The sequence below is a fragment of the Burkholderia sp. AU33423 genome (assembly GCF_002223135.1).
GTDB lineage: Bacteria > Pseudomonadota > Gammaproteobacteria > Burkholderiales > Burkholderiaceae > Burkholderia > Burkholderia lata_D.
The window spans coordinates 1,753,060-1,771,802 of the sequence record NZ_NKFH01000004.1 but is presented as its reverse complement, the minus strand read 5'-3'; the positions used below and the strand labels follow the sequence as shown (position 1 = coordinate 1,771,802).

The following is an 18,743-nucleotide window of genomic DNA, read 5'->3' as shown; positions in this document are numbered from 1 at the left end:
AATACAATATCGAGCATATATTCGAAGGGCCTGTCATACCTGCGTCACCCTGCTAGAATTCGGCCTGCCGCATTGTTCCGATTGACTGATGAGATTGCTTGACGCCCTGGTCGAACAACGTATTGCCGCCGCCGCCGCGCGGGGCGAGTTCGACGATTTGCCGGGTACCGGCGCGCCACAGGCGCTGGACGACGACCTGCTCGTGCCCGAGGAGGTGCGGGTGGCCAACCGTATCCTGAAGAATGCGGGCTTCGTGCCGCCGGCCGTCGAGCAATTGCGCGCGCTGCGCAACCTGCACGACGAAGTGCAGGCGGTCAGCGACCGCGCCGCGCGGTGCCGGCTGCAGGCGAAGATCCTCGCACTCGACATGGCGCTCGAATCGCTGCGCGGCGGCCCGATGGTGATGCCGCGCGACTACTGCCGGCGCATTGCGGAGCGCCTGTGCGAGCGCGGGCTCGACGAAGCGTCCGCCGAAGCGGGGCCGATGTGACGTCCGACGCGCTGCACGACGCAGCCCGGTCGGCAACCGCCCCGGCGGCCGAACCCGCCGCCGATTCCCCCGTTCCCGAAGCCGCGCCCGTATCGGCGCGCGACCTGCATTTCATGCGTCTCGCGCAGGCTGCCGCCGAAGAGGCGCGCGCGGCCGGCGAAGTGCCGGTTGGCGCGGTGCTCGTGCGTGGCGACGAAGTAATCGCACGCGGCTTCAACCATCCGATCGGCGGGCACGACCCGTCGGCCCATGCGGAAATGGCCGCGCTGCGCATGGCCGCGCAGCATCTGCAGAATTACCGGATGCCCGGCTGCGAGTTGTACGTCACGCTCGAGCCGTGCCTGATGTGCGCGGGCGCGATCATGCATGCGCGCATCGCACGGGTCGTCTACGGTGCCGCCGATCCGAAGACGGGCGCGTGCGGCAGCGTGATCGACGCATTCGCGAATCCGCAACTGAACCACCATACCGAAGTGACCGGCGGCGTGCTCGCCGACGAGTGCGGCGCCGCGCTGAAGTCGTTCTTCGCCGAGCGCCGTCGCGCGCTGCGCGAAGCACGGCTCGCCCGCGACGCCGAATCCGGCGCGTCATAGGCCCGCCCGCCGCGCCCGTCGCTCGATGCTCTACGCGAGCCGGGCGCACACGGTTCCGTGAACCGGAGACGGTTCGGACCCTCTAAGCAGGTTTGACGACCCGACACCTTTCTTCGCCATGTCCTTCCAGCCCGCCGCGTCCTACACCATCCGCCTGCTTGCGCCGTCCGGCTATCCGCACGACCCGGATGCGATCAATCGCGCGCTCGAGCGCCTCAGCACTGCACAGCATCGCATCGAGAACATCGAAGCGACGCAGCGGCGCTTCCAGCGGTTCGGCGGCACCGACGGCGAACGGGCAGGCGACCTGAACCGTCTTGCCGATCCCGAGCGGCCGCTGCCGGACATCGCGCTCGCGGTGCGTGGCGGCTATGGCGCCGCGCGCATCCTGCACGGGCTCGACTATCGCGGGCTCGAGCGCAGGCTGCGCGACCAGCCGGTCGCGCTCGTCGGCCACAGTGATTTCACGGCGCTCCAGCTTGCGCTGTACGCGAAGGCGCGCATCAAGACGTTCGGCGGCCCGATGCTGTCCGCCGACTTCGGCGCGGAAACGCCGAGCGACTTCACGATGCAGCACTTCTGGCAGACGCTGACGCAGCCGAGCACGACGATCATCGCCGAAGCGCCGCAGGTGCAGAGCGTGAACGTGACGGGCACGCTGTGGGGCGGCAACCTCGCGATCCTCACGTCGCTCGTCGGCACGCCGTACATGCCCGACATCGAAGGCGGCATCCTGTTCATCGAGGACGTCAACGAGCAGCCGTTCCGGATCGAACGGATGATCTATCAACTGCATCTGTCGGGGCTGCTCGCGCGCCAGCAGGCGCTCGTGCTCGGCCAGTTCACCGGCGCGCGGCCGTTCGAGTACGACAACGGCTACGACATGCAGGCGATGATCGAACAGGTGCGCGCGGTGATCGGGATTCCGGTCGTGACGGGGCTCCAGTTCGGCCACGTGCCTGACCTGCTGACGCTGCCGTTCGGCGCGCAGGCGCAACTGGTCGCGAATGCGCACGGTTTCCGGCTCACGTTGTCGGACTATCCGCACCTCGGTTGAGGCGGTCGGAGTCGGTCGAAAGGCGGGGGGTTCCCGCCTTTTTCTTTATGTAAGTGCGCAACTAACGGTCAAGTATTTTCGTCGACAGCAGCAAGGTCGTCACCGGATCTTGCACCAGTTTTGTCAACAAAATGACCGGGAGGGTATACGACGAGAAGCGCGCCTGTCATACGTCTCAGCCTTGTCATGCATGGATTCGACGCATCGTGCACCGGACAGGGTCACGTCGATGCACACCGATTGTGCGCAATGCCGGAAAAGAATTGTTGACAATCTTTATGTCCACCCTAGGATGAGGATCATCACACGATGCCGATCATGAACGAGCCCGAATCCCAACCGTCCGGTGCAGCCAGTCCCGAAGCGATCGCCGAGCGGATCCGCATGGCGATCCTTGAGCATCGGCTCGCGCCGGGCGCGAAGCTGACGGAGGCGCAGCTCTGCGACGTGTTCAACGTGAAGCGCGGCGCGATCCGCCAGGCGCTCGCGCAGCTCGCGACCGACAAGCTGGTCGATCTCGAGCCGAACCGCGGCGCGTTCGTCGCGAGCCCGACGCTGCAGGACGTGCACGAGGTGTTCGAGATGCGCCGGATCATCGAGCTCGCCGTGGTCGAGCGGCTCGCGACCGGGCCCGGCGCGAAGCGGCTGAAGGGCGTCGCCTCGCTGATCGAGAAGGAACGCAAGGCGTTCGAGCGGCAGGACTTCGCGGCCTGGATCCGCCTGTCGGGCGAATTCCATACGGCGCTCGCCACGCTGATGGGCAATGCGACGCTCAGCGAGTGCCTCGAAGGGCTCGTCGCACGCTCGACGCTGATGTCGGCGCTGTACGAGTCGCACGGGCGCAGCCCGTGCTCGTGCGACGACCACGACGAGATCCTCGGTGCGCTGGAGGCCGGCGATCCGAAGCGGGCGGTGACGCTGATGGCGCACCACCTGCAGCATGTCGAACTGAAAATGCTGGACCGGCCCGCACAAGGGCAGGTCGATTTGCGCGAAGTGTTCGGCGGCGCCTGAGCGGCGACGCGAACCCGGCCACGCGCCACAAGAACGAGCGAAATGCAGGCCCGCGGCGTTTGCCGCGGGCCGCTGGTCCGACTCCGGGCGTCGATCCGGAGCGATATCGATGACGGTGGAGCGGCCTCCCGGCCGCGTCAAGGAGAAGTCATGGCTCAGTTCAGTGTGGCGCACGATAGCGCCTATCCGGCGGAAGAAGGCGGCGAGGGCGGCGATCCGACACTGCCGAATGGTTACAGCGAACGTCTGTACAACGAAGATTTGGCACCCCTGAAAAATCAGACATGGGGTTCGTACAACATCTTCGCGTTCTGGATGTCGGACGTGCACAGCGTCGGCGGCTACGTATTCGCGGGCAGCCTGTTCGCGCTCGGGCTGACGAGCTGGCAGGTGCTGATCGCGCTGATCGTCGGGATCGGCTTCGTGAACCTGCTGTGCAACCTGATCGCGCGGCCGAGCCAGCAGATCGGCGTGCCGTATCCGGTCGCATGCCGCGCGACGTTCGGCGTGCTCGGTGCGAACGTGCCGGCCGTGATCCGCGGGCTGATTGCGATCGCGTGGTACGGGATCCAGACCTATCTCGCGTCGAGCGCGCTCGTGATCGTCGTGCTGAAATTCTTCCCGCAATGGCTGCCTTACGCGGACGTGCATCGCTACGGCTTCCTCGGGCTGTCGGCGGTCGGCTGGGCCGGCTTCATGCTGCTGTGGGTGCTCCAGGCGTTCGTGTTCTGGAACGGGATGGAGACGATCAAGAAGTTCATCGACTTCGCGGGCCCGGCCGTCTACGTCGTGATGTTCATCCTCGCCGGCTACATGGTGTGGCGCGCGGGCTGGCGCAACATCGGCCTCAACCTCGGCGGCGTGAAGTACCACGGCGCGGAAGTGATTCCGGTGATGATCACGGCGGTGTCGCTGGTCGTGTCGTACTTCTCCGGGCCGATGCTGAACTTCGGCGATTTCTCGCGCTACTGCCGCTCGTTCGGCGAAGTGAAGCGCGGTAATTTCTGGGGGCTGCCGGTCAACTTCCTCGCGTTCTCGCTCGTCACGGTGATCACGACGGCCGCGACGCTGCCGGTGTTCGGCGAACTGATCACCGATCCCGTCGAGACGGTCGGCCGCATCGACCATCCGACCGCGGTGATCCTCGGTGCGCTGACGTTCACGATCGCGACGATCGGCATCAACATCGTCGCGAACTTCGTGTCGCCCGCGTTCGACTTCTCGAACGTCGCGCCGCGGCTGATCAGCTGGCGCGCGGGCGGGATGCTCGCCGCCGTCGCGTCGATCTTCATCACGCCGTGGAACCTGTTCAACAACCCGGCCGTGATCCACTACACGCTCGACGTGCTCGGTGCGTTCATCGGTCCGCTGTACGGTGTGCTGATCGCCGACTTCTACCTTGTCAAGCGCGGCCGGCTCGTGCGCGACGACCTGTACACGATGTCGGAAAGCGGCACGTACTGGTACACGGGCGGCGTGAACCGCCGCGCGCTTGCCGCGCTGTTGCCGGCCGCGGTGATCGCGATCGTCTGCGTGATGGTGCCGGGCTGGCAGGGCGTCGCGAACTTCTCGTGGTTCATCGGCGCGGGGCTCGGCTTCGTGTTCTACCGGCTGCTCGTGAGCACGAAGGCCTGAGGAGCGTGCGATGAAGATCCGACTGATCAATCCGAATACGACGCAGCGGATGACCGACGCGATGGGCCGCTGTGCGCGCGAGGTCGCCGCTGCCGGCACGGAGATCGTCGCGGTGAGCCCGCCGATGGGGCCGCCGTCGATCGAAGGGTATTACGACGAGGCGCTCGCGACGCCGGGGCTGCTCGCCGAGATCGCGCAGGGCGAGCGCGACGGCTGCGATGCGTACGTGATCGCGTGCTTCGGCGATCCGGGCCTGTACGCGGCGCGCGAGCTCGCGCGCGGGCCGGTGATCGGCATTGCCGAGGCCGCGATGCATGCGGCGAGCGTGCTCGCGCCGGGCTTCTCGGTCGTCACGACGCTCGCGCGCACCTGCGGGATGGCGTGGCATCTCGCCGAACGCTACGGGATGAAACGGTTCTGCCGCAACGTGCGCGCGACCGATGTCGCGGTGCTCGAGCTCGACCGGCCGGGCTCGGCCGCGCGCCGGATCATCGTCGACGAATGCCGGCGCGCGCTCGACGAGGACGGCGCCGACGCGATCGTGCTCGGTTGCGCGGGGATGGCCGAGTTCGCGCACGAGATCGAGCAGCAGATCGGCGCGCCGGTGGTCGAGGGCGTCACGGCGGCCGTCAAGTGGGCCGAGGCGCTCGTCGCGCTGCGCCTCGCGACCGCGAAGCGCGGCGACTACGCGCGCCCGCTGCCGAAGCGCTACGACGGCGCGTTCGCCCGCTTCAGCCCGCCGGACGGGGATCAGGCGGAACCGGTCGCGAATTTGCCGCAACCGCACATACACACCGTCTGACACGCACTATCTGCGCCGCTGTATGGGCGCGTATGGGCGTTTTCGCTAAACTGGGCCGTCATCGCATCGGCTTGCGCAGCCGGCCTCCGGCACCCGCGCAGTCGATGCGAACCCATTATTTCAGCGAGCTTTCGCCGCTCTTCGAACCATGTCACTCGATCCCAACTATCCTCGCGACCTGATCGGCTACGGCCGCCATCCCGTTCAGGCGAACTGGCCGGGGCGCGCCCGCGTCGCCGTGCAATTCGTGCTGAACTACGAGGAGGGCGGCGAGAACTGCGTGCTGCACGGCGATCCGGGCTCCGAGCAGTTCCTGTCGGAAATCGTCGGCGCGGCCGCGTATCCCGACCGCCACATGAGCATGGAGTCGATCTACGAATACGGGTCGCGGGCCGGCGTATGGCGCATCCTGCGCGAATTCGAGAAGCGCGGGCTGCCGCTGACGGTATTCGGCGTCGGCATGGCGATCGAGCGCCATCCTGAGCTTGCGCGCGCCTTCGTCGAGCTGGGCCATGAAATCGCGTGCCACGGCTGGCGCTGGATCCACTACCAGAGCATGACGCCGGAACTCGAGGCCGAGCACATGCGCCTCGGGATGGAGGCGATCGAGCGCGTGACGGGCGAGCGCCCGCTCGGCTGGTACACCGGCCGCGACAGCCCCAATACGCACCGCCTGGTCGCGGAATACGGCGGCTTCCTGTACGACTCCGACAACTACGGCGACGACCTGCCGTTCTGGATGGACGTTGAAGTATCGGGCGGCAAGAAATCGCCGCAGCTGATCGTGCCGTACACGCTCGACACGAACGACATGCGCTTTGCGACGCCGCAGGGCTTCAATACCGGCGATCACTTCTTCGACTACCTGCGCGATGCATTCGACGTGCTGTACGCGGAGGGCGACGAGGCGCCGAAGATGCTGTCGATCGGCATGCACTGCCGGTTGCTCGGCCGGCCGGGCCGGTTCCGCGGGCTGCAGCGTTTCCTCGATCACATCGAGAGGCACGATCGCGTATGGGTGACGCGCCGTGTCGATATCGCGCGTCACTGGCGTGAACATCATCCGTATCAGCCCAATCATCGAAACGAAGGGAAAGCATGAAGGCGATGCGCTACACGTTGGAACAACTGAACACGATGGCGCCGAGCGCATTTGTCGCGGCGTTGTCGGGGATTTTCGAACATTCGCCGTGGGTGGCCGAAGTCGCCGCGGGCGAGCGGCCGTTCGCGAGCATCGACGCGCTGCACAAGACGATGTCCGGCGCGGTGGAAACGGCCGGCGAAGTGCGCCAGCTCGCGCTGATCAACGCTCACCCGGAGCTGGCCGGCAAGGCCGCCGTGCGTGGCGAGCTGACCGCCGAGTCGACGCGCGAGCAGAGCGGCGCGGGCCTCGACCAGTGCACGCAGGAAGAATTCGACAAGCTGCTGACGCTGAACCGCACGTATCGCGAGAAGTTCGGCTTCCCGTTCATCCTCGCGGTGCGCGGCTATGACCGGCACGGCATCATCGCGAACTTCGAGTCGCGCGTGAATCATTCGCGCACCGAAGAACTGCGGGCGAGCCTCGACCAGATCTACCGGATCGCGCGCTTCCGCCTCGACGACCTGATCGACGCCTGACACCGCAATACGGCCTGCTGCGTCGCAGCGGCCTGATCGCCTCACTGAAACAAGGAAACATCATGGCTGTTCCGCTTCTCGATCCCAACGCACCCGACTTCACGCGGCGCTACGTGAACCTCGCCGACCCGCGTCTCGGTGCGCAGGCGCTCGAAGCCAGCGACGATTTCTTCGCGCCGAAGGACCGGATGCTGAACCCCGAGCCGGCTGTGTTCATCCCCGGCAAGTACGACGACCACGGCAAGTGGATGGACGGCTGGGAAACGCGCCGCAAGCGCACGACGGGCTACGACTGGTGCATCGTCAAGCTCGCGCGCCCGGGCGTGATCAAGGGCTTCGACATCGACACGAGCCACTTCACCGGAAACTTCCCGCCGGCCGCGTCGATCGAGGCCGCGTTCGTGGCCGACGGCGCGCCGACGCATGCGACCGAGTGGGTCGAGATCGTGCCGTCGACGACGCTGCAGGGCAATAGCCATCACTACGTCGAAGCGAGCGATGCGCGCGCCTTCACGCATCTGCGCGTGAACATCTATCCGGATGGCGGCATTGCACGCCTGCGCGTGTACGGCCAGCCGCAGCTCGACTGGGCCGGCGCGAGCGCGACCGAGCAGTTCGATCTCGCGGCGATGGAAAACGGCGGTTACGTGGTGGCCGCGAACAACCAGCACTTCGGCGTCGCGTCGAACCTGCTGCTGCCGGGCCGCGGCGTGAACATGGGCGACGGCTGGGAAACCCGCCGCCGCCGCGAACCGGGCAACGACTGGGCGATCATCGCGCTCGCGCAGCCGGGCGTGATCCGCAAGATCGAAGTCGATACCGCGTTCTTCAAGGGCAACTATCCGGACCGCTGCTCGATCCAGGCCGCGTACGTGTCGGGCGGCACGGACAGCTCGCTGATCACGCAATCGATGTTCTGGCCGGTGCTGCTCGGCGAACAGAAGCTGCAGATGGACAAGCAGCACTACTTCGAACAGGACATCGCATCGCTCGGCCCCGTCACGCACGTGCGACTGAACATCATTCCGGACGGCGGCGTGTCGCGCCTGCGTCTGTGGGGGACGCTCGACAAATGAAGACGCTTGCCATCGAACCGCTGACCAAGGAAGCGTTCGCGCCGTTCGGCGACGTGATCGAAACGGAAGGGGCGAAGCAGATCCCGATCAACCTCGGCACGACGATCCGCTTTCACGATCTCGCGAAAGTCGACGTGACCGATGAAGACGGCCGCACGCTCGTCAACCTGTTCCGCGGCCAGCCGCGCACGCTGCCGTTCGAAGTGAAGATGCTCGAGCGGCATCCGCTCGGCAGCCAGGCGTTCGTGCCGTTGAACGACCAGCCGTATCTCGTCGTCGTGGCGCCCGCAGGCGATCTCGATCCGGCGAAGATCCGCGCGTTCGTGACGAGCGGCTGGCAGGGCGTCAACTATGCGAAGGGCGTGTGGCATCACCCGCTGATCGCGCTCGGCGGCGTCAGCGATTTCATCGTCGTCGACCGCGGCGGCGATGGCCTGAACCTGAACGAGCAGGACCTGCCGGAATCGCTGTGGCTCACCGACGAGGCGCTGCACGCGCTGACTGCGTGACTCGCTCGCGCCTTCGCGACTGACTGCTTGTCGAAACCCGCGCAATTCGCGCGGGTTTTTTTATGTATGGTCGCTTGCTCGCGATTCAGGTCGCTTTGGTTTTGCGTGCGGCGCGCGAACCGTGGCCGCCGCGACGCCAGCGCGTCACGGCGCGACCGGCGGCTCCTGTTCGTATGCGCGATGCAGCAGCGCGACGAACGACGATGCGTCGGGCAGTGTCGTCGCGCCGAACCGGCGCACGGCGATCCCGGGCGTCCACGAATTCATCACGACGGCGCCGGCCATCGACGGCAGGTCGGCCGGCGTCAGTTCGCGATCGTGCTGCGCGACGCCCAGGCGCGCCAGTTGCCGGCGCAGGATACGCATCGTGACCCCGCCGAGCATGCCGGCCACCGGCCATACGACCGCGTCGCCGGTCCAGAACGCGAGATTCCAGATCGAGCCTTCGCTGATGCGCCCGTGGCGATCGATGAAGGCCGCATCGTCGAAACGCTGCGCGATCGCGCGGCGCAGGAAGTGCGTCTTCGCGACTTCGCCGACGTGCTTGATGTCCGGCAGCACGCGCTCGTATTCGAACAGCGCGAGATCGAGCGGGCCCGCCGGGCCCGACGACGGCGGTGCCGTGCGGACCAGCACATCGAGCGTTTCGTCGTCGCGCGGCGCGACGAACTCGCCCGTCGTCGCATGCACGGTTGCCGTCAGCGACAGCGCCGACGGCGCGCGCTCGAGCGCTGCACGCAGGAGTGTGCGGATCCTGTCGTCGGGCAGTGCCTGGCCGAACAGCGTGTTCGACGCATCGCGCAGCCGCGCGAGATGCAGGTCGAGGCCGCGTACGTGGCCGTCGCGAACCTGCATCGCGGTGAAATGCGCGTGGCCCGCGAACGCGAGCGCGGCGAGCGCGTCCGGGGCGGCGACGACGCCGTTGAGCTGGGCGACGGACGGGGACGGGGCAACGGTCATCGATGGATCTCCGGGTTCGGCCGCGCGCACGGGGCGGCGCGCGACATCTTCAAGAAAGCCTATTGTTTGCTGATTGATGCTGTCTTGAAAAACGAGTAATTTTGGAACGGTCATCAAATCCGGTTTGAAGATCGATGGAACGCATGTGGCCCGGTACGCGCGCGCTGAGGACGTTCGATGCAGCGGCGCGGCACCTGAATTTCTCGCGGGCGGCCGACGAGGTCGGGCTGACGCCGGCGGCGGTCAGTCACCAGATCAAGGAAATCGAGGCGCAGCTCGACATGGCGCTGTTCGTCCGCACGAGCCGCAGCATCCGGCTGACGCCGGCCGGTGTCGTGCTGGCTGCTGCGGCCGCCGAGGCGCTGGCGGGGATGCAGCGCGCGACTGCCCGGGCACGGCGCGTCGCGCGGGAGCAGGCGGAGTTGCGCGTATCGGTCGGCGCGCGCTTCGCGACACACTGGCTGCTGCCGCGCCTGCCGCGTTTCAGGGCCGAGCATCCTGCGTTCGAGCTGTCGTTCGATATCACCGACCGGTTGCGCGATTTCGATGACGACGACGTCGATGCCGCGATCCGCTTCGGCACCGGGCGTTATCGCGGTGCGTGCGCGCAGCGCCTGTTCGATACGTCGGTCGTTGCGATCTGCAGTCCGGCGCTGCTGTCGGCCGGCCCGCCGTTGCGCAAGCCGCGCGATCTGCTGCGCCACACGCTGTGCCACGTGGACTGCGAAGTCGACGGCGTGACCTGGCCGCGCTGGTCGGCATGGATGGCCGCTGCCGGCGTCGACGGTTTCGACGACAGCCGGTGCGTCGCGTTTCCTGATTCGAGCCACGTCGTGCAGGCCGTAATGGACGGTATGGCGGTCGGGCTGGCGGAGCCGCACATGATCGCGCGCGATCTCGCGGAAGGGCGCCTCGTCCGGCTGTTCGACGTGAGCGTCGACGTGGCGCCGGGGCTTGCCTATCACGTCGTATATCCGGAGCACACACAGGACGATCCGCGCATCGTCGCATTGCGCGACTGGCTCGCGGATGAAGTCACGACGATGCGCGCGTAGCGGTGACGGTGGCGCGTGCTATCGTGCCCGCATCTCCACCGCGCGATGCCCGATTCCGGGCATGTTCCTCCGATGAGCCAACCTGAAAACGACCTGGCGATCCTGCTGAGCACGATGCAGCCCGAACTGCATCCGGGTGCGTTCGCCTTCGTATTGCTGCCGATCGGCGCAGACGTATCGTTATCCGAAGTAATCGCCACGTTCCGCGAAGCGGAAGGGCTGACCGTCGTGGTCGAAGAGGAGACGGCAGCACGTCACGGCTGGCCCGTGCTGTTCCGTGCGGCCTGGATCACGCTGACCGTGCATTCCGACCTTGCGGCTGTTGGCCTCACGGCGGCGTTCGCACGCGCGCTCGGCGCGGCCGGCATCAGTTGCAATGTGATGGCGGCGGCCTGCCACGATCACATCTTCGTTCCGTTCGACGACGGCCCGCGCGCACTCGATGCGCTCGTCGCGCTCCAGCGCGACGCGATGCGGGGCTGACGCGCGAAGGGCGTCCGGGACACGCAAAAAAACGGGCCCGTCACCGAGCCCGAGAACGGAGAGGATTGCGCCGGAAAAGCACACCCGGCGCACGGCCGCTTACTTGTTCGCGCCACCCTCGAACCAGGCGGCGAGCTTCGTGCGCTCGTCGTCGGTCATGTGCGTGACGTTGCCGATCGGCATCGCCTTCAGGCGCACGGCCTGTTCATAGATACGCTGCGCGTTCTTCGACACTTCGTCCGGCGTGTCGAACATCACGCCTGCGGGCGCGCTGCCCATCAGCGTCGGCTTTGCCGAGTGGCACTCGACGCAGCGCTGCTGCAGGATCGGCATGATGTCGTTGATCACGACCTTCGGCGCGTTCGCGGCCTGCGCTTCCGGTGCGACCGGCTTCGGCGTCGTCCAGACCAGTGCGCCTGCCAGCAGCGCGACGCCGCCGATCGGCAGGTACCACAACTGCTTGCCGCGGTGGCGCATCACGAAGAACTGGCGAATCAGCGCACCGGCCAGCATGATCAGCACGAGCACGACCCAGTTGAACTTGTTCGTGTACGTCATCGCATAGTGGTTCGACAGCATCGCGAACACGACCGGCAGCGTGAAGTACGTGTTGTGCACCGAGCGCTGCTTGCCGCGCTTGCCGTAGATCGGGTTCGGCTCTTCGCCCTTGAGCATCTTGTCGACCATCTTGCGCTGGCCGGGGATGATCACGAAGAACACGTTCGCCGACATGATCGTTGCGAGCATTGCGCCGACGATCAGGTAGGCGGCACGACCCGCGAAGATGTGGCACGCGAGGTAAGCGGCGGCGACCACGTAGATGCCGACGCAGATGCCGAGCACGCGGTCGTTGGTGCCGAGGATGCGGCACAGCGAGTCGTAGACGATCCAGCCGGCCGCGAGGAAGCCGAGTGCGGACGCGACGGCGACCACCGGGCCCATGTCGAGCACGCTCTTGTCGATCAGGTACGTGTTCGGTGCGAGCAGGTACAGCACGAAGAACAGCGAGAAGCCCGACAGCCAGGTCGTGTACGACGGCCATTTCGACCAGTGCAGGTCATCCGGCATTTCCGGCGGGGCGACCGTGTACTTCTGCATGTTGTAGAAGCCGCCACCGTGGACGTGCCACAGCTCGCCGAACACACCGCGCTTGCGCTGGTTCGGGTCGGTCGGGGGCTTCAGGCTGTTGTCGAGCGCGACGAAATAGAACGACTCGCCGATCCACGCAATGGCGACGATGACGTGCAGCCATCGCAGCGCGAGGTTCAGCCAGTCGGTGATGAAGCCTTCCATGAAACTCCTCCAGACTCAAATCGTTTGTTTGATGCGGGCGCTGATTCGAATGTCAGCTGCCGCGATAGGTGCTGTACGACCACGGCGACACGAGCAGCGGCACGTGATAGTGCGAGCCGGTGTCGGCGATGCCGAAGCGGAGTACGACGCGATCGACGAAACGGGGTTCGGGCACCTTCACGCCGAGCGACGCGAAGTAGTCGCCGGCATGGAACACGAGTTCGTATTCGCCGGCGGAGAGCGCGGCGCCTTCGAGCAGGGGTTCGTCGCAGCGGCCGTCGCTATTGGTCAGCACGGTCTTGATCGCGCGGCGCGATTCGCCGTCCAGCGCGTAGAGGTCCACCTTGATTGCAGCGCCGGGACGGCCGTGCGCCGTATCGAGTACGTGGGTAGTGAGCTTTCCCATTCGTTGTGTCCTTGTGTGAATGCGAGGTTCGGCGGCGACTCGATCCATTGACTGTGCGGCGGATCGAGGCTCCACGTCACGTGGCTACATACCCGTCGGCGAGATTGAAGCGAGCGCCGTGCAGGCATTGTAAAAAGGTTCCCCGCGCAAATACGGGCGCGATATCAAAGATAATGCGCCGCGCATGAGCGACTGTCGACGGCACGCCGGATATGGCTTCCGGCAGGCGTTTCGGGCCGCCGGCAGGGTGTTGCGCGGCGTACCATATCGAAACCGTGAAACGCGGTATTCCGGATCGCGCATTGTGTGCGGCGCGCGCTTGGGCGATCCTCCCGCCGTGCGCGTCGGCCTGTGGCCCGCGCGTACCCCGAAGACGGCGAGCACGCCGGGTAACCGGGCCAGGGCGTTCGAACGGACGCAGGCACCGGCGCGTGCCGCGATTCAGCGTTCGAACGGCTGTGTGACGACTTCCAGGATCAGCCCCTGGAAGCAGACCGACGCGGAGAACGCATGAATCTCGAGCAGCACGCTGGCGCACGCGCGCCGAACACCTCCTCATCCCGCCCGACAACCCTGCTGGTCAAGCACGCCGACGTGCTCGTGACCATGGACGACACGCGTCGCGAGCTGCGCGATGCGGGGCTCTACATCGAAGACAACCGGATCGTCGCGGTCGGCCCGACCGCCGAGCTGCCCGAGACGGCCGACGAAGTGCTCGACCTGCGCGGCCACCTCGTGATCCCGGGGCTCGTGAACACGCATCACCACATGTACCAGAGCCTGACGCGCGCGGTGCCTGCGGCGCAGAACGCCGAGCTGTTCGGCTGGCTCACGAACCTGTACAGGATCTGGGCGCACCTGACGCCCGAGATGATCGAGGTGTCGACACTGACCGCGATGGCCGAGCTGCTGCAGTCGGGCTGCACGACGTCGAGCGATCATCTGTACATCTACCCGAACGGCAGCCGCCTCGACGACAGCATCGGCGCCGCGCAGCGGATCGGCATGCGATTTCACGCGAGCCGCGGGGCGATGAGCGTCGGCCAGCGCGACGGCGGGCTGCCGCCCGATTCGGTCGTCGAGCGCGAGCCCGACATCCTGCGCGACACGCAGCGCCTGATCGAGACCTATCACGACGAAGGCCGCTATGCGATGCTGCGCGTGGTCGTCGCGCCGTGCTCGCCGTTCTCGGTGAGCCGCGACCTGATGCGCGATGCGGCCGTGCTTGCGCGCGAATACGGCGTGTCGCTGCACACGCACCTCGCGGAGAACGTCAACGACATCGCGTACAGCCGCGAGAAGTTCGGGATGACGCCGGCCGAATATGCGGAAGACCTGGGCTGGGTCGGCCACGACGTGTGGCACGCACACTGCGTGCAGCTCGACGATGCGGGTATCAGCCTGTTCGCGCGCACCGGCACGGGCGTCGCGCACTGTCCGTGCTCGAACATGCGGCTCGCGTCGGGTATCGCGCCGGTGAAGAAGATGCGGCTCGCGGGCGTGCCGGTCGGCCTCGGTGTCGACGGCTCCGCATCGAACGACGGCGCGCAGATGGTCGCGGAAGTGCGGCAGGCGCTGCTGTTGCAGCGGGTCGGTTTCGGCCCCGACGCGATGACCGCGCGTGAAGCGCTCGAGATCGCGACGCTCGGCGGCGCGAAGGTGCTGAACCGCGACGACATCGGTGCGCTGAAGCCCGGCATGGCCGCGGACTTCGCCGCATTCGACCTGCGCCAGCCGCTTTTCGCGGGCGCGCTGCACGATCCGGTCGCGGCGCTCGTGTTCTGCGCGCCGTCGCAGACGGCGTACACGGTGGTGAACGGGAAGGTGGTGGTGCGGGAAGGGCGGTTGGCGACGCTCGATCTGCCGCCTGTCATCGAGCGTCACAACGCGCTCGCACATGCGCTCGTCGCGGCATCGCGCTAACCAACGCTGAAATCGTCAGGCGGCCGCCTTGCAGGGCGTGCCGCCGGCGGTCGTCGTGCCGCGAGGTGTCGCGCGCCACGACGGCGCGGGCGGCTTAGGCCGCTACGCCTCGATCAGCGTGCGGGTGGCTTCGGCGACGAGGCTGCGCAGCCAGCGCACTTCGTCGGAGTAATGGCAGCGCTCGTGCCACAGCTGGTAGTACTGCATCGGCGGGAAGTCGAGCGGCGCCGGCACGACCGACAGCGGCAGGAACTTCGCGTAGTGATCGGCGAACAGTCGCGTCGTCGTGAAGATCAGGTCCGACTTCACGAGCACGTACGGTGCGAGGTTGAAGTACGGCAGCGTGACGACCACGTGGCGCTTGAGCCGTTCGCGCGCGAGATGCACGTCGATCGCGCCGCGCTGGCCGACCGAGTACGGCGTCGGCGCGAGATGCGGTGCGTTCAGGTACTGGTCGAGCGTGAGCCCGCCGCGCTTCGCGAACGGGTGCGTGTTGCTCATCAGGCAGACGATTTCGTCGACGAACAGGTTCGACAGGTGCAGCTGCTCGGGCGGCTCGGGCCAGTTGCCGACGACGATGTCGAGCTTGCCGTCTTCCAGCGCGAGCTCGTAGTCGAACGCGGGGCCGAGCGAATGGAACTCGAGCGTCGCATTCGGCGCGGCCAGGCGGAAGCGTTCGACGACGGTCGGCACGAACAGCACGTTCAGGTAGTCGGGGCAGCCGATCCGGTAGCAGCGGATCGACGTGGCCGGGTCGAAGTTGTGCTGCTGGAACTTGATGCGCTCGATTTCACGCAGCGCGTTCTGCACCGGCTCGAGCAGGCGCAGCCCGTATTCGGTCGGCACCATGCCGGATTTGCCGCGCACCAGCAGCGGATCACCGGTGATGTCGCGCAGGCGCCGCAGCGCGGCGCTGATTGCCGGTTGCGACTGGTTCAGTTTGACGGCCGCGCGCGTGACGCTGCGCTCCATCAACAAGGTGTGCAAGACGCGCAAGAGGTACGTGTCGATCGCCTCGCGTTGCTGACTCATGTTATCTCCGGTTTATATGGCTGGGCTGATCGAGGGGTGGGGTGGGTATATCGTTTTTAATATGAACGAAAATCAGCGTCAAGAGATGGATACCCGCAGGTACCCGCCGGCCGGGCCGCGACAAGGGGCCTGAACGGGGCGGATTGCGGTGCGCGCGGCGCCGCGCGGAAGCGCGTTGCACGGATCCGGATAGCGGCGCGGCGTGTGATGCAGGGGCGCGTCAGTCGTCGATGCGCATGCCGACCTTCAGCGTGACCTGCCAGTGCACGACCTGGTCGCCTTCGATGTGGCCGCGCGTTTCGGTCACCTGGAACCAGTGCAGGTTGTGCAACGTCTTGCCGGCTTTCGAGATCGCATTGCGGATGGCGTCGTCGCTCGATTGCTGCGACGAACCGGTCAGCTCGATCATCTTGTACACGTGGTCGCTCATGATGCGCTCCCTGGGATGTCGGTATGAATGGCCGGCGCAAGCCGTGGTCCCGAAGCGGCGCCGCGCGTGCCCGGCTTCTTGAGTGATAGGTATGATGGGCGGCAAGTTCAACCCATATCGGAGACGAGGAGCATCGTGGAAGTCGGATTTTGCGGACCGGGATTGATGGGCGCGCCGATGATTCGGCATTTGCTGGCGGCAGGGCATCGGGTCAGCGTGTGGAATCGCTCGCGCGACAAGGCCGAGGCGCTCGTGAAGGACGGCGCGCAGGTGGTCGGCACGCCGCGCGAACTGGCGGAACGCGTCGAGACGGTATTCGTGTGCGTGCTCGACGGCCGCGCGGTGGGCGATGTCGTATTCGGCGAGCACGGCCTGCTCTCCGGCGATGCGCCCGCGCGCCGCCTGCAGCGCATCGTCGATCATTCGAGCATTCCGCCCGCCGCCACGCGTGATTACGCGGCGCGTGCCGCGGCGCTCGGCGTCGGCTGGGTCGATGCGCCGGTGTCGGGCGGCGTGCCCGGCGCGCAGGCCGGCACGCTCGCGGTGATGGCCGGCGGCCGCGCGGCCGATCTCGACGCGGTGCGGCCGCTGATCGATACCTACGCGTCGCGGATCACGCATATGGGCGACGCGGGCGCGGGGCAGACGGCGAAGCTGTGCAACCAGGCGATCGTCACCGCGACGGTGACCGCGATCGCCGAGGCCGTCGGTCTGGCGCAGGCGAGCGGCATCGATGCCGCGCGGCTGGCCGAAGCGCTGGCCGGCGGCTGGGCTGACTCGGTGCTGCTGCAGACGTTCGTGCCGCGCATGACGTCGGGCGGTCATGCGCCGATCGGCGCGCTCAGCACGTTCCAGAAGGACGTCGATGCGATCGCCGACGCGGCGCGCGACACGGGCGCGGTGATGCCCGTGTCGGCCACCGTGCAGCAGGTGTTGCGGCTCGGCGCCGCGCAAGGGCTCGCCGGTGCCGATTTCGCCGCGTTCATCGACATCGTGCGACCCGGCAACGGGCGTCAGCAGGTGTCGTGACGGGCAAGCGGGGCGCGTGAATGGCAGATGGGCCGCCCGGAGGCGGCCCATCGAATGGCAGGGTGATCAGCCGAGGGAGCGTGGTGTCGTGTCGCCGGCATTCTGGCGACCGAGCCCGCCGCGCAGGCTCGCTTTCGTGCCTGCACCAAACTCGGGCAGGATGCGGGCACGCGCACGGCTGGCGAATACGAGGAAGCCGAAGCCGTTTGCTTCATACCAGTACCCGCCGTTCTCGAGGCCGTCCAGCGGTTGCTCGAGCGCGTTGGCGATCGATTCGATGCAGCGCTTGCGCAACTCGGCGATGGCGGGATAAGGCGGTTGGGCGCCGCGTACGCTGCACAGGAGCACGTCGAGACCGGGCAGCACATGTGCGTACAGGACGGGTTCGTCCTGCGCACGGGCGCGGGCAATCTTGGTGTCGAGCTGGGCAAACGGTTTCGAGTGGCGCAATACCGCGAGGAATGACTCCTGGCCATCCTGCTGGGCACGCCGACGTTTTTTCGGGAAGGACATAAACACTCGCCTCAAAAACAATTGCAAGAAATGCGGCACTTTCATGCGACCCACTCCCGGCTATGTACGCCGCATGTCGATCCTTTATAGCACACGAAAATGCTGCCTTCGTGCAGTACGACGATCAATGTCTCCCGTCGACCTGCTCGCCATGATCGACACAGCCAGCGTCTTGGCGCCCGTACTGTCGTTTAGTCTCCATCATAGACCTGCTTTCCCCGCGCGTGCATTCGCCCGTCACAAAAAAGTGAGATAGGCCGCATGCGGCGGCGCATCGCGCGCGCAATAAAAAGGCCCGCTCGGGGCGGGCCTGGCTGGCGGGGCGCTTGGCGATCAGCGCTGCTTCAGCGAATCGCGGATCTCGCGCAGCAGCACCGTGTCTTCCGGCGTCGCGGCCGGTGCGGCTTCTTCCGGCTTGCGCAGCTTGTTGATGAATTTCACCATCAGGAAAATGATGAACGCGAGGATGACGAAATTGATTGCCACCGTGATGAACGAGCCGTAGCCGAACGCGGCGACACCCGCAGCCTGCAGGTCCTTGAACGAATCGGGATTACCCTTGAACGTCGGGGGGATGGTGCCGAGCAGAACGAACTTGTTCGAGAAATCCAGGCCGCCGGTCAGCACGCCGATGACCGGCATGATGAGGTCTTTCACGACCGAGTCGACGATTTTCGAGAACGCGCCGCCGATGATCACGCCGACGGCGAGATCCATGACGTTGCCCTTGACGGCGAACTCCTTGAATTCCTTGATGATGCTCATGAGCGGCTTTCTCCTGTTTGGGGCGAGGGGAGGCGTGCCGCGACGCGCAGGGATGCAG

21 protein-coding genes are annotated in these 18,743 nt (G+C 66.5%); 14 read left to right on the top strand and 7 right to left on the bottom strand.

Features of this window, described 5'->3' with window-relative positions; all coding sequences use genetic code 11:
• Positions 1 to 88: 88 nt before the first annotated feature.
• The 10 genes from CFB50_RS10935 to CFB50_RS10890 all read left to right on the top strand — a co-directional run bounded on the left by CFB50_RS10935 (position 89) and on the right by CFB50_RS10890 (position 8,796).
• Positions 89 to 490 carry a DnaJ family domain-containing protein gene (locus CFB50_RS10935; protein WP_006478536.1) on the top strand — a complete coding sequence of 134 codons (402 nt, stop codon included), beginning with the start codon at positions 89 to 91 and terminating at the stop codon, positions 488 to 490.
• Entirely contained in the window at positions 487 to 1,083 is a 597-nt protein-coding gene (gene tadA, locus CFB50_RS10930; protein ID WP_089445842.1) for a tRNA adenosine(34) deaminase TadA, read from the top strand. The genes CFB50_RS10935 and tadA overlap by 4 nt, the downstream gene beginning before the upstream one ends.
• A 118-nt stretch (positions 1,084 to 1,201) precedes the next feature.
• Positions 1,202 to 2,140 carry a muramoyltetrapeptide carboxypeptidase gene (ldcA, locus tag CFB50_RS10925; protein WP_089445841.1) on the top strand — a complete coding sequence of 313 codons (939 nt, stop codon included), beginning with the start codon at positions 1,202 to 1,204 and terminating at the stop codon, positions 2,138 to 2,140.
• A 309-nt stretch (positions 2,141 to 2,449) separates the two neighbouring features.
• Entirely contained in the window at positions 2,450 to 3,154 is a 705-nt protein-coding gene (locus CFB50_RS10920) for a GntR family transcriptional regulator (protein WP_089445840.1), read from the top strand.
• A 150-nt stretch (positions 3,155 to 3,304) separates the two neighbouring features.
• Entirely contained in the window at positions 3,305 to 4,789 is a 1,485-nt protein-coding gene (locus CFB50_RS10915; protein ID WP_089445839.1) for an NCS1 family nucleobase:cation symporter-1, read from the top strand.
• Between the two features lie 10 nt (positions 4,790 to 4,799).
• Positions 4,800 to 5,591 (top strand): aspartate/glutamate racemase family protein, encoded by a 792-nt coding sequence (locus tag CFB50_RS10910; RefSeq protein ID WP_089445838.1) that lies wholly within the window; start codon positions 4,800 to 4,802, stop codon positions 5,589 to 5,591.
• Between the two features lie 148 nt (positions 5,592 to 5,739).
• Positions 5,740 to 6,693, top strand: a complete 954-nt coding sequence (gene puuE / locus CFB50_RS10905; protein WP_089445837.1) for an allantoinase PuuE — start codon at positions 5,740 to 5,742, stop codon at positions 6,691 to 6,693.
• Entirely contained in the window at positions 6,690 to 7,211 is a 522-nt protein-coding gene (uraD, locus tag CFB50_RS10900; RefSeq protein WP_039342817.1) for a 2-oxo-4-hydroxy-4-carboxy-5-ureidoimidazoline decarboxylase, read from the top strand. Before puuE ends, uraD begins: the two co-directional genes overlap by 4 nt.
• A gap of 62 nt (positions 7,212 to 7,273) precedes the next feature.
• Complete coding sequence (gene alc / locus CFB50_RS10895) at positions 7,274 to 8,287, top strand: allantoicase (RefSeq protein WP_011352409.1); 1,014 nt, start codon at positions 7,274 to 7,276, stop codon at positions 8,285 to 8,287.
• Positions 8,284 to 8,796 (top strand): ureidoglycolate lyase, encoded by a 513-nt coding sequence (locus tag CFB50_RS10890; protein WP_089445836.1) that lies wholly within the window; start codon positions 8,284 to 8,286, stop codon positions 8,794 to 8,796. The genes alc and CFB50_RS10890 overlap by 4 nt, the downstream gene beginning before the upstream one ends.
• A gap of 144 nt (positions 8,797 to 8,940) precedes the next feature.
• Here CFB50_RS10890 and CFB50_RS10885 read toward each other — a convergent pair whose 3' ends face one another.
• Positions 8,941 to 9,756, bottom strand: coding sequence for an aminotransferase class IV family protein (locus CFB50_RS10885; RefSeq protein WP_373452948.1), 816 nt, complete (start codon positions 9,754 to 9,756; stop codon positions 8,941 to 8,943).
• Positions 9,757 to 9,890: 134 nt separating this feature from the next.
• On the opposite strand from CFB50_RS10885, the gene CFB50_RS10880 reads away from it, so the two are divergent.
• Both CFB50_RS10880 and CFB50_RS10875 read left to right on the top strand, forming a co-directional pair.
• Complete coding sequence (locus tag CFB50_RS10880; RefSeq protein WP_089445834.1) at positions 9,891 to 10,811, top strand: LysR substrate-binding domain-containing protein; 921 nt, start codon at positions 9,891 to 9,893, stop codon at positions 10,809 to 10,811.
• Positions 10,812 to 10,883: 72 nt separating this feature from the next.
• Complete coding sequence (locus CFB50_RS10875) at positions 10,884 to 11,294, top strand: ACT domain-containing protein (RefSeq protein WP_089445833.1); 411 nt, start codon at positions 10,884 to 10,886, stop codon at positions 11,292 to 11,294.
• 99 nt (positions 11,295 to 11,393) lie between these two features.
• On the opposite strand, the gene CFB50_RS10870 is transcribed toward CFB50_RS10875, so the two are convergent.
• Positions 11,394 to 12,587, bottom strand: coding sequence for a urate hydroxylase PuuD (locus tag CFB50_RS10870; RefSeq protein ID WP_039342830.1), 1,194 nt, complete (start codon positions 12,585 to 12,587; stop codon positions 11,394 to 11,396).
• Positions 12,588 to 12,639: 52 nt separating this feature from the next.
• A complete protein-coding gene (gene uraH, locus CFB50_RS10865; RefSeq protein WP_069248237.1) occupies positions 12,640 to 12,993 on the bottom strand; it encodes a hydroxyisourate hydrolase in 354 nt (117 codons plus the stop codon).
• Between the two features lie 510 nt (positions 12,994 to 13,503).
• On the opposite strand from uraH, the gene CFB50_RS10860 reads away from it, so the two are divergent.
• On the top strand, positions 13,504 to 14,916 hold the full coding sequence (locus tag CFB50_RS10860) for an 8-oxoguanine deaminase (protein WP_069248236.1): 1,413 nt from the start codon (positions 13,504 to 13,506) through the stop codon (positions 14,914 to 14,916).
• Between the two features lie 102 nt (positions 14,917 to 15,018).
• Here CFB50_RS10860 and CFB50_RS10855 read toward each other — a convergent pair whose 3' ends face one another.
• Positions 15,019 to 15,948 carry a LysR substrate-binding domain-containing protein gene (locus CFB50_RS10855; RefSeq protein WP_006478550.1) on the bottom strand — a complete coding sequence of 310 codons (930 nt, stop codon included), beginning with the start codon at positions 15,946 to 15,948 and terminating at the stop codon, positions 15,019 to 15,021.
• A gap of 220 nt (positions 15,949 to 16,168) precedes the next feature.
• Positions 16,169 to 16,378 (bottom strand): dodecin, encoded by a 210-nt coding sequence (locus CFB50_RS10850; protein ID WP_021160372.1) that lies wholly within the window; start codon positions 16,376 to 16,378, stop codon positions 16,169 to 16,171.
• Positions 16,379 to 16,513: 135 nt separating this feature from the next.
• Here CFB50_RS10850 and CFB50_RS10845 point away from each other — a divergent pair, with 135 nt between their 5' ends.
• Positions 16,514 to 17,407 (top strand): NAD(P)-dependent oxidoreductase, encoded by an 894-nt coding sequence (locus CFB50_RS10845; RefSeq protein ID WP_089445832.1) that lies wholly within the window; start codon positions 16,514 to 16,516, stop codon positions 17,405 to 17,407.
• Positions 17,408 to 17,473: 66 nt separating this feature from the next.
• Here the strand turns inward: CFB50_RS10845 and CFB50_RS10840 are convergent, their stop codons facing one another.
• Both CFB50_RS10840 and mscL read right to left on the bottom strand, forming a co-directional pair.
• Positions 17,474 to 17,920, bottom strand: coding sequence for a hypothetical protein (locus tag CFB50_RS10840; RefSeq protein WP_027784713.1), 447 nt, complete (start codon positions 17,918 to 17,920; stop codon positions 17,474 to 17,476).
• Positions 17,921 to 18,253: 333 nt separating this feature from the next.
• A complete protein-coding gene (gene mscL, locus CFB50_RS10835; protein ID WP_006487991.1) occupies positions 18,254 to 18,685 on the bottom strand; it encodes a large conductance mechanosensitive channel protein MscL in 432 nt (143 codons plus the stop codon).
• Positions 18,686 to 18,743 lie beyond the last annotated feature (58 nt).